Here is a 15,476-nt window from a genome sequence, read left to right on the forward strand (position 1 = left end):
TTCGCTACTCCCTATTCGCTATTCGCTTCTTATGCCGCTTCGGCCGCCAGGCGCTGCGCCTTCTCGACCGCTTCCTCGATGCCGCCGACCATGTAGAAGGCGGCTTCCGGGAGGTGGTCATAGTCGCCGTTGCAGAGGCCCTTGAAGCCCTTGATGGTGTCGGCCAGGTCGACCAGCTTGCCAGGCGAGCCGGTGAACACTTCGGCGACGAAGAAGGGCTGCGACAGGAAGCGCTCGATCTTGCGGGCGCGTGCCACCGTCTGCTTGTCCTCTTCCGACAGCTCGTCCATGCCCAGGATGGCGATGATGTCCTGCAGCGACTTGTAGCGCTGAAGGATCGACTGCACCTGGCGCGCGACGGCATAGTGCTCGTCACCGACGACCAGCGGATCGAGCATGCGCGAAGTCGAATCCAGCGGATCGACGGCCGGGTAGATGCCCTTTTCGGCAATGGCGCGGTTGAGCGTCGTGGTCGCGTCGAGGTGGGCGAACGAGGTCGCCGGCGCCGGGTCGGTCAAGTCGTCGGCGGGCACGTAGATCGCCTGCACCGAGGTGATCGAGCCCTTGGTGGTGGTGGTGATGCGTTCCTGCAGCGCGCCCATGTCGGTGGCGAGCGTCGGCTGATAGCCCACGGCCGACGGGATACGGCCGAGCAGAGCCGACACTTCCGAACCCGCCTGCGTGAAGCGGAAGATGTTGTCGACGAAGAACAGCACGTCCTGGCCCTGGTCGCGGAAATATTCCGCAACCGTCAGGCCGGTCAGGCCGACGCGGGCGCGGGCGCCCGGCGGCTCGTTCATCTGGCCATACACCAGAGCGGCCTTGGAGCCTTCACCGCCGCCCTTCTTGTTGACGCCAGACTCGATGAACTCGTGATAGAGATCGTTGCCTTCGCGAGTGCGCTCGCCGACGCCGGCGAACACCGAGTAACCACCATGCGCCTTGGCGATGTTGTTGATCAGCTCCTGGATCAGCACGGTCTTGCCGACGCCGGCGCCGCCGAACAGGCCGATCTTGCCGCCCTTGGCGTAGGGAGCCAAGAGGTCGAGCACCTTGATGCCGGTGATCAGGATCTGTGCTTCCGTCGACTGCTCGACATAGGTCGGAGCCGGCTGGTGGATGGCGCGCATCTCGATCCCGTCGACCGGGCCTTCTTCGTCGACCGGCTCGCCGATGACGTTGATGATGCGGCCGAGCATGCCCGGACCGACCGGAACGGTGATCGGCCCGCCGGTGTCGCGCACTTCCTGGCCGCGCACCAGACCTTCGGTCGAGTCCATGGCGATGCAGCGCACGGTGTTTTCACCCAGATGCTGGGCAACTTCGAGCACCAGGCGGTTGCCGACATTGGTCGTCTCGAGCGCGTTCAGGATCGCCGGCAGGTGATCGCCGAACTGCACGTCGACAACGGCGCCGATGACCTGACGGACCTTGCCGACAACGCCGGTTGCCTTGGTGGCGACAGCCGATGTCTTGGTCGCGGCGGCCTTGGCCGGTGCTGATGCCGTCTTGGCCGGAGCTGCCTTCGCCGCTGCTGCCGGAGCCTTGGCCGCCGCCTTCACGGGGGCTGCGGTCTTCGCGGCTGCTGCCTTGGGGGCTGCCGTCTTGGGTGTTACCTTCTGGGGGGTCGCTGCTTTCGCCATCGTCTTTACCCTTTTTCGTCCTTTGTTTCTCACGCGGTCCGCTCGCGGGTCGATGACCCGCAAACCGCGCCTAGAGCGCCTCGGCGCCCGAAATGATTTCGATCAGTTCCTTGGTGATCTGCGCCTGCCGCTGGCGGTTGTAGGTGATCGACAGCTTGTTGATCATCTCGCCGGCGTTGCGCGTCGCATTGTCCATGGCGCTCATCTTGGCGCCCATTTCGCCGGCCGCGTTTTCGAGCAGCGCCCGGAAAATCTGCACCGAGATGTTGCGCGGAATGAGATCAGAGAGGATTTCGCCCGGCTCCGGTTCGTATTCATAGACGGCGCTGCCGCCATCCACTGCCCCGGCCGGAGCCGAAGCGATACCGGCTGGAATGATCTGCTGCGCGGTCGGGATCTGGCTGATCACCGACTTGAACTGCGAATAGAACAGAGTGCAGATGTCGAAGCCGCCCTCGTTGAAGAGCTGGACGACTTTCTTGGCGATCGCGTCGGCATTGACGAAGCCGAGCGTCTTGACCTCCCGCAGATCGACACGATCGAGAATCATCGACGCATAGTCGCGGCGCAGGATATCGAAACCCTTCTTGCCGACGCAGATGATCTTGACCTGCTTGCCGTCGGCCAAAAGCTTGCGGATATGGTCGCGGGCAAGGCGGGCGATCTGCGAATTGAAGCCGCCGCACAGGCCGCGCTCAGCGCTGCAGACGACGAGCAGATGCACGTCGTCCTTGCCGGTGCCGGTCATCAGCGCCGGGGCATCGCCGCCGCCGCCGATTGCCTGTGTGATGTTGGCCAGCACGGAACCCATGCGCTCCGAATAGGGGCGCGCCGCTTCCGCAGCCTCTTGCGCACGGCGCAGCTTCGCCGCGGCGACCATCTGCATCGCCTTGGTGATCTTCTGCGTCGCCTTGACCGAGGCGATACGGTTACGAAGGTCTTTTAATGAAGGCATGCTTCAAACCTGATCCCGTCTTGTCTCATCCCGACTGGCGCTTCGCTCAGGCGAAGGTCTTGGCGAAAGCGTCGATCTCGGCCTTCAGCTTGGCGCGCAGACCGTCCGACAGCGCCTTTTCCTTGCGGATGGCCTCGAGCACGTCCTTGCCCGCCGCACGCATGTGGCTGAGCAGGCCATGCTCGAACTTGCCGACCTGGTTGACCGGCAGCTTGTCGAGATAGCCGTTGACGCCGGCGAAGATCACCGCGACCTGCTCTTCCGTCTTCAGCGGCGAGAACTGCGGCTGCTTCAGGAGTTCGGTCAGGCGCGATCCGCGGTTGAGCAGGCGCTGCGTGGCGGCGTCGAGATCGGAGCCGAACTGCGCAAAGGCCGCCATTTCGCGATACTGCGCGAGCTCGCCCTTGATCGAGCCGGCAACCTGCTTCATCGCCTTGATCTGCGCGGCCGAGCCGACGCGCGACACCGACAGGCCGACGTTGACGGCCGGACGGATGCCCTGGAAGAACAGGTTGGTTTCGAGGAAGATCTGGCCGTCGGTGATCGAGATCACGTTGGTCGGGATATAGGCCGACACGTCGTTGGCCTGCGTCTCGATGATCGGCAGGGCGGTCAGCGACCCACCGCCCAGATCGTCGTTGAGCTTGGCGGCGCGCTCGAGCAGGCGCGAGTGCAGGTAGAAGACGTCGCCCGGATAGGCTTCGCGGCCCGGCGGGCGGCGCAGCAACAGCGACATCTGGCGGTAGGCGACGGCCTGCTTCGACAGATCGTCATAGCTGATCAGCGCATGCATGCCGTTGTCGCGGAAATACTCGCCCATGGTGCAGCCGGCGAACGGCGCCAGATACTGCATCGGCGCCGGGTCGGACGCGGTGGCGGCGATGATGATCGAATATTCGAGCGCGCCGCGCTCTTCCAGCACCTTGACGAACTGCGCCACGGTCGAGCGCTTCTGGCCGACGGCGACGTAGACGCAGTAGAGCTTTTCCTTCTCGGGGCCGTTGTCGTGCACCGACTTCTGGTTGAGCATCGTGTCGAGGATGATGGCGGTCTTGCCGGTCTGGCGGTCGCCGATGACCAGCTCGCGCTGGCCGCGGCCGACCGGGATCAGTGCATCGATGGCCTTGAGGCCGGTCGACATCGGCTCGTTCACCGATTTGCGCGGGATGATGCCGGGCGCCTTGACGTCGACGCGTTTGCGCTCGACTGCCTTGATCGGGCCCTTGCCGTCGATCGGATTGCCGAGCGCGTCGACGACGCGGCCGAGCAGACCCGGACCGACCGGAACGTCGACGATGGCGCCGGTGCGCTTTACGATGTCGCCTTCCTTGATGTCGCGGTCGGCGCCGAAGATGACGACGCCGACATTGTCGGCTTCGAGGTTGAGCGCCATGCCGCGAGTGCCGCCGGGGAATTCGACCATTTCGCCGGCCTGGACATTGTCGAGGCCGTAGACGCGGGCGATACCGTCACCGACGGACAGCACCTGTCCAACTTCGGAGACCTCGGCCTCCTTGCCGAAATTCTTGATCTGGTCTTTCAGAATTGCGGAAATTTCCGCGGCGCGGATGTCCATCAGCCGACCTCTTTCAGTGCAAGCTTGAGCGAGTTGAGTTTGGTTTTGAGCGACGTATCGATCTGGCGCGAGCCCATCTTGACCACCAGCCCGCCGAGCAGTGACGGATCGACGGTGACAGAGATGGCCACGTCCTTGCCGGCAACGCTTTTCAGCGCCGCCTTGAGTTCGTTCTGCTGGGCATCGGTCAACTCGTGCGCCGACGTCACTTCAGCAGCGGTCTCGCCACGGTGTTCGGCGGCGATCTGGCGGAACGCCCTGATCATGCCGGGGATGGCGAACAGACGGCGGTTACGGGCCACGACGCGCAGGAAATTGCCGGTGAGGCCGGTGATCCCTGCCTTGTCGGCGATCGCCGCGATGGCCTTGGCCTGATCCTCGCTGGAAAACACCGGGCTGTTGATCAGCCGGGTAAGGTCGGCACTGCCCGCGAGCATCGCCTCGAAACTGTTGAGGTCTGCCTCGACCTTGGCGACCGAATTTGCCTGCAGGGCGAGTTCGAACAGCGAACCCGCGTAGCGTTCTGCGACACCTGAGATTGGCGATGACGATTGGGCCACGGACCGTCTTTTCTCTTGTCTGACAGGCCGCAGATTGTTGGCGCGAGCAAAAACTCTGGCTAAATCTTTGACCTTACTGCATTTTTCCAAGCACGGAGACGCGGCTTCCGCTATCCCCGGCCGAAAGTCGATTGCCGTCTACCACAGGCATTTTAAGACCGCAATGCGTCGTTCCGCATGGTTTTCAGGCACTATTGTCGCATCCGGCAAAAGAGTCCTGCCTTCCGCCCCGGAAACCCCAGGGATTCAAGGCAGAAAGCCGAAGGCAAAGGCGAGCGGCAACGCCGCCAATGCCAATTCCACCACAATGGACACCCAATTGAAAGGCGTATTGGCGCCATCCGACATCATCGACAGCAGCCGGCCGAAGGCAGTGAACAGCCAGGAGAAGCCAAGAGCCATATAGAGAAAGGGCTGTGGGCCGAGCAGGAGACAGCACAGGCCGACGCCAAGATAGAAGCCCGACATCCTGCCGCGCCCCTCGGCGATCGCCGCCACCTTCTCGGGCCTTACCTGCAAGCGAAGAATCCGGAAGGCCAGGTGGGGCGCCAGAAAAAACAAAAGCCCTTGCAGAACGGTGACGACGGCGCTCGACCACGCCAGCCATTCGCCCTGACTCGTCGGCCATGGAAGCGCAAAATCCATCTTGTCTCGAACCCCCTCACAGTAATTCCGGATGCATTGAATGTCGCCCGTGGAGGAAGTCAAGCGCACCCCCGGAAAGCCGGGGCTCGGCAGGGCCGCCTTGGAATGCCGTCGCCTCACGCTTGGAAGCCGCGACTTGGCAGCCGATTCGGTTGGCAGGGAAACAATTCCTTGGACAAGAGATACGCGGACAATTTCTTCGATAGTATAGATCGCTGTCTTGCCGCGGCGTAACGCAAGTATTATGCTTCGAATGTTCCTTTCGTCGACTTCTTGTTTATTTTAGCAACTTCACATGTTGTGCGATCACCTGTGAAATCTGCGCGGACGGGAGTGCGGCAGGCAGGATCTCGAAATTCGGAGACGATCATGCCGGATCTTTGTCGGACATTGCATCTGGCCAGCATCTGGATCGCAGCGGCCGCCCTTGCCGGGATCGCGCAGGGTGCACGCGCGGACTGTATCGCCGAACGGCCGACGGCCATGGCTCCCGCCGATCCCTTGGTCTGCCATGAGCTCGAGGCCGCGATCAAGAAGCCGTCGGCGCTGCCTCTGGGCGACTACGAGAACAAGCTCAACCAGTATCTCGGCAGTTACTGTTATCGCAACGAAGCTGCCGGATGGGTGCACGACAAATATGTGCGCCAGGCCGGACCCCGCATCGCGACCCTGGTCAACGGCGCCTGGCTGGGCAAGGATTTCGGAACCCATGCGCCTGTCATGATCTGGTATTCGCCGGAGATGATGGACTGGCTTCGCAAGAATCGCTCCGCCGAGGGCGAGATCGATCATCCGCCGCCGGTTCCCGACGGTGCCATCATGGTCAAGGAGATGTTTTCGGAGCCGGCGTCGGATTGCCGGACGATCGATCCTCTCAAACTTTTTCCAACCAGCGGCGCCGCGATCATGATCCGCGATGCCAGCGCCTCTTACGATGGCTGGTTCTGGGGCTGGTACGGCTTTGGCAGCCAGAGCGGCTGGACACCGGATTGGCCAGCCCTGCCGGCCGACAACAACAGCCTGCCCAACATGGGTTTCGCCCAGTACTGCATGAACTGCCATGCGTCGGCGGCCGACAATCTGACTTTCGCATCGCCCAAGAACATCGCGGGTGAGCCGGGCAAGCCGCTCAACTATCTCGCACAGGATTTCTTCAAGGGAGCGCCGGCAGAAACCTTGCACCAGACCGTCGTTTTGCCGGTCAATGCCAACCCGCGTCTCGGCCAACCGCTCTACAGTCCGAACGCCGACGTGATTGCCGCCCTGCAGGCCTACGTCCGCGAGATGCCGACCTATGAGACCGTCTCGCGAATGCCTTCTGAAACTTACGACAACACCTGGGTCGGGGCCAAGGGTCCTGGTGCGTCCGATACGTTCCTGACCTCGAGCCAATGCCTGGGTTGTCATGATGCCGGCAGCACCGGGCTGCAGTTCGACATGACCAGGCCAAACCCGCATGGCGATGGCTTGATCAATCTGTCTCCGCTGGCGACCTGGCGAACCTCGCCGATGGGGCTGGGAGGCCGCGACCCGATATTCTTCGCGCAACTGGCCAGTGAAACGCAAAGCTTTCACCCCAAAATGTCCGGTGTGGTGCAGGACGTTTGCCTTGGCTGCCACGGCATCGCCGGGGAACGGCAGTTCCACATCGACGAGAAGGCGCGCTCGGGCAAATGCGAATTGTTCACGCGCGACATGGTCGATGCGACGCCCTGGCCGGCCGACAATCCGGGTGCCGCGCTCGCCAATTACGGCATGCTTGCCCGCGATGGCATCACCTGCACATCCTGTCACCGCATGGTGCTCAACAGCAAGGCCAGCGGACCGCTGGGCGATCAGCCGCAGAACGCCTGCGTCGACGAGCGGCAGGCGCTGCTCAATCCGCACGCGACGGGCTTTGCCAAGACCTTCACCGGCAGCTTCATGGTCGGTTCGCCCGATACGCTCATCGGCCCGTTCGAGAAACCGGAGGTCGGGCCGATGCATACGGCGCTCGGCATCAAACCGGTCCACGACGCCACGATCATGAGCTCCGAGGTCTGCGGGACATGCCACACGGTTCATTTGCCGGTTCTGCAGGGCACCAACACCCTGGCGCATATCTACGAGCAGACGACCTATCCGGAATGGGCTTTCAGTGCCTATCGAACCGGCAGCACTCCGGACGGACCGCTTCCACTGGGTGCCGGTGCCACGCCGCGCAGCTGCCAGGGTTGTCACATGCCATCGACGGAACAGGACGGATCGCCGACGATGAGCAAGATCGCCAGCATCCAGGAAAATCTCAATTTCCCGCAGACCGAGTCCAGCAACGCGCCGGATCTTTCGGTTCGCGAGGGATTTGCCCGCCACACGCTCGTCGGTCTCAACGTCTTCCTGGTCAAGATGGCGCAGCAGTTTCCCGAAGTTTTCGRCATCAGGACGCGCGATCCCATGATGGGCAAGAAGGCGCTCGATCCTCTCGTCCTCACCGAGCAGGCGATGCTGGACCAGGCCTCGCAGGCAACAGCCACTGTCACCGTCAGCGACCTTGCCATGACTGCCGACGCGCTAGATGTCAAAGTGACGGTGAAGAACCTGGCCGGTCACAAGTTTCCCTCCGGGGTGGGTTTCCGGCGTGCGTTCCTCACCTTCAGCGTGCTCGACCAGAATGGCGAACAGCTTTGGGTTTCCGGCCGCACAAATGCTGCCGGTGTGATCGTCGGCGCCGACGGCAAGCCGCTTGATGGTGAGCTCTGGTGGAAGGACGATTGTTCCGGCCGCCTCCATCCTGGCGAACGGCCGCATCAGCCACACTACCAGAAGATCACGCGACAGGATCAGGTTCAGATCTATCAGGAACTGGTCTCAACGCCGCCCGCCGACACACCCAATCCGGTCTGCAATGCGCAATCCAAGCCGGAAGGCGAACTGACGACCAGCTTCCTGTCGATCTGCACGGAGGTGAAGGACAACCGGATACTACCGGCGGGTTTCCTGCCGATCGAAAGCCGGCTCGAAATCGCCAAGGCATTGGGCGCCGATGAGGAACTCGCCGTCGACGTCGGCGGGACCGCCGTCGAGGACGATCCCGACTACGTATCGGGCGGCAGCGACACGCTTAGCTACTCGATACCGCTTGCCGATTTGCCGAAGGGCGCACGCCCTGCCAGCATCGAGGCGGACCTCTACTACCAGGCGACGCCTCCGTCCTATCTGCAGGATCGATTCTGCACCGCCAAGGGCCCCGACACCGATCGCCTGTATTTCCTGGCCGGGCATCTCAATCTCGCCGGCACGCAGGCAGACGGATGGAAGCTGAAAGTGGTCGGCAGCGGAACTGTCGCCATCCAGCCCTGAGCTCTGACTTCCCAAGGGAAATCGCTGCGCGATTTCCCTTGAATTGCTTCAGGGCAGCATGAAGGCCACCGCCGCCTCGGCATGGATGCGCGTCGTGTCGAAGACCGGTATATTGAAGTCCGGCTGGCCGATCAGCATGGTGATCTCGGTGCAGCCCATGATGACGCTGTCGGCGGCCTCTTCGCGACGCAGGCGTTCGGTCTCGGCGATGTAGGCCGCCTTCGAAGTTTCGGTGACGACGCCCTGGCACAGTTCCTCGTAGATGACGCGATGCACCATGTCGCGGCCGGCGGCATCGGGCACAATGGGCTGCAACCCATGTTTGTCGGCGAGCCGGCCCTTGTAGAAATCCTGCTCCATGGTGAAGCGCGTCGCCAGCAGCGCCGGGCGCTGCATGCCGGCACGCTTGACGGCAAGCGCGGTGGCGTCGGCTATGTGGATCAACGGGATCGATACCGACGCCTGCACCTGGTCGGCCAATTTGTGCATGGTGTTGGTGCACAGAAGCAGGCCCTCCGCGCCGCCCGCCTCGAGCTTGCGTGCCGCGTCAGCCAGAAGCGCGCCGGCGCCGTCCCAGTCGCCATGATGTTGCCGCTCGGCGATCTCGGCAAAATCGAACGACCACAGCAGCAGTTTGGCCGAATGCAGCCCGCCGAGCCGCTCGCGCACGATCTCGTTGAGCAGACGGTAGTAGATGGCGGTCGATTCCCAGCTCATGCCGCCCAGAAGGCCGAGGGTTTTCATGTGATCTTCCTGTCTTGCCGGCTTGGCGGCAGCCTAGCGCCGAATCGCGCCCTTACAAAAAACTCTGCGGATCGATGTCGACCTGCACCCTGACCGAGCCGCGCTGTTTTGGCCCGTTGGCCAGCATGGCGCGGATGAAGCCTTGCATGTCGGCGCGCCGTTCGCCCTGGATCAGCAGGCGAAAACGGTGACGCCCGCCGAGCAGTGACAGCGGCGCCTCGGCGGGCCCCAGCACGAACAGGTCGGTGGCCTCGGGCGCGGCGCGGCGCAGGCCGCGCGCATGGCCCTCGGCTTCCGCCCGCGTCACCGCGCTGACGATGACGCCGGCGAGCCGCCCGAACGGCGGCAGGGCCGCCCGTTCGCGCTCGGCGATCTCGCGCTCGTAAAAGGCCTCGGCGTCGCCGGAGACGATCGCCCGCATAACCGGATGGTCGGGCTGGAAAGTCTGCAGCAGGCCGAGGCTCTTCTTGCCGGTACGGCCGGCGCGGCCGGTCACCTGGCTGAGCAGCTGGAAGGTGCGCTCGGCGGCGCGCGGATCGCCATTGGCGAGGCCGAGATCGGCATCGACGACACCGACCAAAGTCATGTTGGGGAAGTTGTGACCCTTGGCGACAAGCTGCGTTCCGATGACGATGTCTGCCTCGCCATTGGCGATCGCTTCCAGCTCCAGCCGCAACCGCCGCACGCCGCCCATCAGGTCGGACGACAAGACGATGGTGCGCGCGTCCGGGAAATGCGCGACGACCTCTTCGGCGATGCGCTCGACGCCGGGTCCGCAAGCGACCAGGTGGTCCAGCGTACCGCATTCCGGACAGGCTTCGGGGCGGCGTTCATTGTGCCCGCAATGATGGCAGACCAGTTGGCCGCGAAACCGGTGCTCAACCAGCCAGGCCGAGCAGACCGGGCAGCCGAAGCGATGGCCGCAGACGCGGCACAGCGTCAGCGGCGCATAGCCGCGCCGGTTGAGGAACAGCAGCGATTGCTCCTTCTTCCCCAGCGTCTGGCGCATCTGGTCGAGCAGCACCGGCGACAGGAAGCCGCCACGTGCCGGCGGCGCGCGCCGCATGTCGACCGCCTTGAGATGCGGAAGAGCCGCCTCGGCAAAGCGGGCGGAAAGCACCGCCCTGTTGTAGCGGCCCTGGCTGGCATTGACCCGGCTTTCGACGGATGGCGTCGCCGACGCCAGCACCACCGGAAAGCTGCCGATATGGCCGCGCACCACCGCCATGTCGCGCGCATTGTAGAAGACGCGGTCTTCCTGCTTGTAGGCGGGGTCATGCTCCTCGTCGACGACGATCAGGCCAAGCTCCCTGAACGGCAGGAACAACGCCGAGCGAGCACCGGCGACGACGCGCACGCCGCCTTCCGCCACTTGCCGCCAGACGCGTTCGCGCATCCGCGGCGGCAGGTCCGAATGCCATTCGCCCGGCTTGGCGCCGAAACGTTGCTGGAAACGCTCGAGAAAGGCGTGCGTCAGCGCGATTTCCGGCAGCAGGATCAGCACCTGCTTGCCCTGGTCGAGGGCGGCCGCCACCGCTTCGAAATAAACCTCGGTCTTGCCCGACCCGGTGACGCCGTCGAGCAGCGCGACATTGAACACACCGGCCGCGACATTGGCGCGCAGCATCCGCGCCGCGTCGCTCTGGTCCGGCATCAATTCCGACACGGCGTAGCTTGTGTCGGGCGCGGCCACCACCGGGCGCGGCGGGATCATCACCGTCTCGAACACGCCTTGCGCCCTCAGGCCGTCGATCACCGTCGACGACACGCCTGCCGCGTGCGCCAGGCCGGAGCGCGTCCAGGCAAGTCCGCCTTCGGCCGTCTCCAGCACGCGCTCTCTCGCACCCGTCATCCGGTCGGGCGTCAAGAGGGTGCGCTGCAGCCCCTCGATCCATGGTTCGGGGTCGAACGCTTCCGGCGCCCTGAGCAGCGTGCGCGCCACCATGCCGGGCGGCGACAGCGTGTACTGCGCCACCCAGTCGACGAAGCGGCGCATTGCGCGGTCGATCGGCGGGCAATCGAAAACCTGTTCGATCGGGCGCAGCTTTTTCGCGTCGACCGTCTCGACCACGCCATCCCACACGATACCGGCGACCTGGCGCGGGCCAAGCGGCACGCGCACGATCGAGCCCGGCACCACGCGCATGCCGGCCGGCACTGCATAGGTGTAGGGGCGTTCGGCGGGCATCGGCACCAGCACGGGTGCGGCTGCGACAAAGGGCGAATCTTCGATCATGAAGCGTGACCTTGCCCCGACTTTGGTCTAGATCAAAGGGCAACGCTGAACGTGCCTTTCCCAGCACGACGAAATCGTCAGGAGACCGCCATGAAATTTTTTGTCGACACCGCAGACGTCAAGGATATCCGTGAGCTCAACGATCTGGGCCTGCTTGACGGCGTCACCACCAACCCGTCGCTGATCCTGAAATCCGGCGGCAAGATCGCCGAGGTCACCAAGCAGATCTGCGACATCGTCAAGGGTCCGGTCTCGGCTGAAGTCACCGCCACCGAATATTCCGAGATGATGCAGCAGGCCAAGGTTCTGGCCAAGATCGCCGACAATGTCTGCATCAAGGTGCCTCTGACGCTCGACGGCCTGAAGGCCTGCAAGACGATCCGCACCGAGATGAACCGCCTGGTCAACGTCACGCTGTGCTTCTCGGCCAACCAGGCGCTGCTCGCGGCCAAGGCCGGTGCGTCCTTCATCTCGCCCTTCGTCGGCCGCATCGACGACATGGGCGTCGACGGCATGGAACTGATCCAGGAGATCCGGCAGATCTACGACAATTACGATTTCCAGACCGAGATCCTGGTGGCTTCGGTTCGCACCGTGAACCACGTCAAGCAGGCAGCACTGATTGGCGCCGATGTCGCCACCGTGCCGGCGGCGACGCTGAAGGCACTGGTCAAGCACCCGCTGACCGACAAGGGCCTGGAACAGTTCCTCGCCGACTGGGCAAAGACCGGCCAATCCATTGGCTGAGATGGCGATCGGCTGACATAGCGATCGGCTGAGGTCACACCGCTTCCAATAAAAAAGGCCGGGCAACCGGCCTTTTGTTGTGCTCCCGAAGACGTCGACAAGGGCGCGCCTGCCGATCAATCGGTGCCGTCATCGTCGGGCGCGCTCATCTGCGGGCGCCGGCCCATGATGATCTCGCGTTTGCCGACATGGTTGGGTGCACCGACCAACCCTTCCTTTTCCATGCGCTCGACCAGCGATGCGGCGCGGTTGTAACCGACACCGAGGCGGCGCTGGATGTAAGACGTCGAGCACTTCTTGTCGCGCACCACCACCTTGACCGCCTCGTCATAGATGGAATCATTGTCTTCGGCTGCAACGGAGCCCTTGTCGAAGACCGTACCCTGATCGCCTTCGGCTTCTTCCTCATCCTCGTCGGCCGTGACGGTCTCCAGATATTCGGGGCGACCCTGCGCCTTTAGATGCGCCACGACATGCTCGACTTCCGCGTCGGAAACAAACGGGCCATGCACGCGCGAAATGCGCCCCCCACCCATCATGTGCAGCATGTCGCCCTGGCCAAGCAGCTGTTCGGCGCCCTGTTCGCCCAGGATGGTGCGGCTGTCGATCTTGGAAGTCACCTGGAAGGAAATCCGGGTCGGGAAGTTAGCCTTGATCGTGCCAGTGATGACATCGACCGAAGGGCGCTGCGTTGCCATGATCAGGTGGATACCGGCAGCACGCGCCATCTGCGCCAGACGCTGGATGGCGCCTTCGATCTCCTTGCCGGCAACCATCATCAGGTCGGCCATCTCGTCGACGATGACGACGATATAAGGCATCGGCGCGAGGTCGATTTCCTGCTGTTCGAAAAGCGGCTCGCCGGTGCCCTTTTCGAAGCCGGCCTGCACGGTCATCACGACCGTCTCGCCCTTGTCGCGGGCGGCAGCCGCGCGCTCATTGTAGCCGTCTATGTTGCGCACACCGAGCCGCGCCATCTTGCGATAGCGGTCCTCCATCTCGCGCACCGCCCATTTGAGCGCGGTGACCGCCTTTTTGGGATCCGTGACGACCGGGGTCAGAAGATGCGGGATGCCGTCATAGACGGAGAGCTCCAGCATCTTGGGGTCGACCATGATCAGGCGGCACTCTTCCGGCTTCAGCCGGTAGAGCAACGACAGGATCATCGTGTTGATGGCGACCGACTTGCCGGAGCCGGTGGTGCCTGCCACGAGCAGGTGCGGCATCTTCGCCAACTCGGCGATGACAGGCTCGCCGCCGATCGTCTTGCCGAGACAAAGCGCCAGCTTGCAGCTGGTCTTGCGGAAGCCCTCCGATTCGATCAGCTCGCGGAAATAGACCGTTTCGCGCATCTCGTTCGGAAGCTCGATGCCGATGACATTGCGGCCAGGCACGACGGCGACGCGCGCCGAAACCGCCGACATGGAGCGGGCGATGTCATCGGCGAGCCCGATGACACGAGAGGATTTGACACCAGGCGCTGGCTCGAACTCATAGAGCGTGACGACCGGGCCCGGGCGAACATGAATGATCTCGCCGCGCACGCCGAAATCTTCGAGCACGCTTTCCAGAAGATCGGCGTTCTGCTCGAGCCGCTCCTGCGACATGTAGAACCCCTGCCCCTCCGGTGGCTGCTGCAACAACTCTTCGGAGGGGAGCTGATAGGAGTCCCCCGCCATTGAAGGTGTGATTTTGCCGGCCAGAGGCAAGCGTGGGGACGCGGCCGCGGCCCGCACGGCGACGTCCCGACTCCGAACGATTGGCACGGCAACGGCATCCCTTGCCGCAGCGGGGATTAGAGCGGTCTCTGTCTGCAGCGGCGCATTGCTCGCCGGCACGTGGGACTGGGCGACAGCTTCGTTCGAGTTGGACGGCCAGACATCGGATAAAGGTTTCGAGGGCTGGCCTGGAAGCCATTCGATGACACGAAACAGCGAGGTGGTGTCGGCCACCATCGATGGGCTGATACCAATTCGCGCAGCGGCGGCCGGCGCCGGAGTGGCCGGGCTGGCTGGCCGGGCCTGGGACGAGACGTCGACAAGGTAGGGCGCCATGACCTCGAAGAAGGCGTGATCGGAGAGATGAGGCCAGCGCAGTGTCTCGGGGTTGGCTGTCTTAGTCGCCGCGCTGCCTGCCGGGACGGCGGCCATGCGCACGGATGCTCGTCCCGTTGCGGCCGGCGTTGCAGGTACCGACGGCGCACGTCGTGCCTTGTCGTTGGCACGCCCCGACGCAGCAGACGCTGCAGCCAGCGGCGACGTCCTTGATGCGGCCGGTTCGCTGCTGCCCTGCAACCGGGCTGTTTCCAAATTGCGGCTTTTCACCGAAACCGGCAATGCCAGCAGCGAGGGAGCAACTGGTGCCTTGTCAACGATGGGCTGTGTGACTGCCTGCTGCGTTGGGAGCGCGTCTGGAGCGCCTTGTTCGACGACAGGGTCGCTCTGCTGGCGATGCTTCTTGGTCTCGTAGTCAGGCGTGCGCGTAAAACGCACGTTGGGCGCGAGGAAGAAATATTCCTGCCAGGCAGGACTTTCGATGTCGCCGATTTTCGGGGACGCATGGCTCGTCCCCTGGTCGACCCTCGGCTCCATATAGGGCCGCCTGCTACCGCCAAGATCAACAACCCGTGCGGAATAGCCTGTCTGGTGTATGCCGGACTGCCGGCCGTCCTGTCCCTGGTGAGTTTGGCGAGCATGGCCGCCTGTCGCGGCTGAGGGAGCTTGCCGACCGGCCCTGCCACCCGCGCCCTCGAAACGCTCTACCCCGGGGTCATCGGGCGAAGTTGCCTTCAATGAATTGACCCGGGAAAAACGCTTGGATTCCATTCTCACGACTCGCTCTGAAACACCTGCCGAGCAATAGGGAGCGAGTGGTTAACAGTTGCTTCCCGGCGGCGCGATCGTCGACGATCTTGGGACAGCATGTCATCGTACCGGTCGCAACCAGCGACCCGTTGTCAGGCAGCACTCACGCCGGCGCAATCTGATTGCGGGAACCACAAGGCGTGAGGTAGGCCACCTCCACGGAATCT

10 protein-coding genes are annotated in these 15,476 nt (G+C 63.6%); 2 read left to right on the forward strand and 8 right to left on the reverse strand.

Annotation, left to right across the window (positions count from 1 at the left end; translation table 11 throughout):
* Nucleotides 1-29: 29 nt before the first annotated feature.
* From atpD to AC1D0I_RS16950, 5 genes are all read right to left on the reverse strand, one after another.
* The gene (gene atpD / locus AC1D0I_RS16930; RefSeq protein ID WP_477396503.1) at nucleotides 30-1,643 is read right to left on the reverse strand and encodes a F0F1 ATP synthase subunit beta; all 1,614 of its coding nucleotides are present in this window, start codon (nucleotides 1,641-1,643) and stop codon (nucleotides 30-32) included.
* A gap of 70 nt (nucleotides 1,644-1,713) precedes the next feature.
* Nucleotides 1,714-2,598, reverse strand: a complete 885-nt coding sequence (locus tag AC1D0I_RS16935; protein ID WP_477396504.1) for a F0F1 ATP synthase subunit gamma — start codon at nucleotides 2,596-2,598, stop codon at nucleotides 1,714-1,716.
* Nucleotides 2,599-2,644: 46 nt separating this feature from the next.
* Nucleotides 2,645-4,174, reverse strand: coding sequence for a F0F1 ATP synthase subunit alpha (gene atpA / locus AC1D0I_RS16940; RefSeq protein ID WP_477396506.1), 1,530 nt, complete (start codon nucleotides 4,172-4,174; stop codon nucleotides 2,645-2,647).
* On the reverse strand, nucleotides 4,174-4,734 hold the full coding sequence (locus AC1D0I_RS16945; protein ID WP_477227635.1) for a F0F1 ATP synthase subunit delta: 561 nt from the start codon (nucleotides 4,732-4,734) through the stop codon (nucleotides 4,174-4,176). Before AC1D0I_RS16945 ends, atpA begins: the two co-directional genes overlap by 1 nt.
* Nucleotides 4,735-4,980: 246 nt before the next feature.
* Complete coding sequence (locus AC1D0I_RS16950) at nucleotides 4,981-5,379, reverse strand: AGROH133_08824 family phage infection protein (RefSeq protein WP_477227634.1); 399 nt, start codon at nucleotides 5,377-5,379, stop codon at nucleotides 4,981-4,983.
* 369 nt (nucleotides 5,380-5,748) lie between these two features.
* On the opposite strand from AC1D0I_RS16950, the gene AC1D0I_RS16955 reads away from it, so the two are divergent.
* Nucleotides 5,749-8,718 carry a hypothetical protein gene (locus tag AC1D0I_RS16955; RefSeq protein ID WP_477396508.1) on the forward strand — a complete coding sequence of 990 codons (2,970 nt, stop codon included), beginning with the start codon at nucleotides 5,749-5,751 and terminating at the stop codon, nucleotides 8,716-8,718.
* 48 nt (nucleotides 8,719-8,766) lie between these two features.
* On the opposite strand, the gene AC1D0I_RS16960 is transcribed toward AC1D0I_RS16955, so the two are convergent.
* Together AC1D0I_RS16960 and AC1D0I_RS16965 are read right to left on the reverse strand one after the other, a co-directional pair.
* Nucleotides 8,767-9,462: an aspartate/glutamate racemase family protein gene (locus AC1D0I_RS16960; protein ID WP_477227632.1), complete on the reverse strand. Its 696-nt coding sequence runs from the start codon at nucleotides 9,460-9,462 to the stop codon at nucleotides 8,767-8,769.
* A gap of 52 nt (nucleotides 9,463-9,514) precedes the next feature.
* Nucleotides 9,515-11,698, reverse strand: coding sequence for a primosomal protein N' (locus AC1D0I_RS16965; RefSeq protein ID WP_477396509.1), 2,184 nt, complete (start codon nucleotides 11,696-11,698; stop codon nucleotides 9,515-9,517).
* Between the two features lie 90 nt (nucleotides 11,699-11,788).
* On the opposite strand from AC1D0I_RS16965, the gene fsa reads away from it, so the two are divergent.
* Nucleotides 11,789-12,445 carry a fructose-6-phosphate aldolase gene (fsa, locus tag AC1D0I_RS16970; RefSeq protein ID WP_095084171.1) on the forward strand — a complete coding sequence of 219 codons (657 nt, stop codon included), beginning with the start codon at nucleotides 11,789-11,791 and terminating at the stop codon, nucleotides 12,443-12,445.
* 116 nt (nucleotides 12,446-12,561) lie between these two features.
* Here fsa and AC1D0I_RS16975 read toward each other — a convergent pair whose 3' ends face one another.
* Nucleotides 12,562-15,270, reverse strand: a complete 2,709-nt coding sequence (locus AC1D0I_RS16975) for a DNA translocase FtsK (protein WP_477396511.1) — start codon at nucleotides 15,268-15,270, stop codon at nucleotides 12,562-12,564.
* Nucleotides 15,271-15,476: the final 206 nt, after the last annotated feature.

This window comes from Mesorhizobium sp. P2_D1 (genome assembly GCF_056404455.1).

Coding starts and splice junctions, on each gene's coding strand:
- atpD (WP_477396503.1), bottom strand. CDS start 1,643: ATGGCGAAAGCAGCGACCCCCCAGAAGGTAACACCCAAGACGGCAGCC.
- AC1D0I_RS16935 (WP_477396504.1), bottom strand. CDS start 2,598: ATGCCTTCATTAAAAGACCTTCGTAACCGTATCGCCTCGGTCAAGGCG.
- atpA (WP_477396506.1), bottom strand. CDS start 4,174: ATGGACATCCGCGCCGCGGAAATTTCCGCAATTCTGAAAGACCAGATC.
- AC1D0I_RS16950 (WP_477227634.1), bottom strand. CDS start 5,379: ATGGATTTTGCGCTTCCATGGCCGACGAGTCAGGGCGAATGGCTGGCG.
- AC1D0I_RS16960 (WP_477227632.1), bottom strand. CDS start 9,462: ATGAAAACCCTCGGCCTTCTGGGCGGCATGAGCTGGGAATCGACCGCC.
- AC1D0I_RS16965 (WP_477396509.1), bottom strand. CDS start 11,698: ATGATCGAAGATTCGCCCTTTGTCGCAGCCGCACCCGTGCTGGTGCCG.
- fsa (WP_095084171.1), top strand. CDS start 11,789: ATGAAATTTTTTGTCGACACCGCAGACGTCAAGGATATCCGTGAGCTC.
- AC1D0I_RS16975 (WP_477396511.1), bottom strand. CDS start 15,270: ATGGAATCCAAGCGTTTTTCCCGGGTCAATTCATTGAAGGCAACTTCG.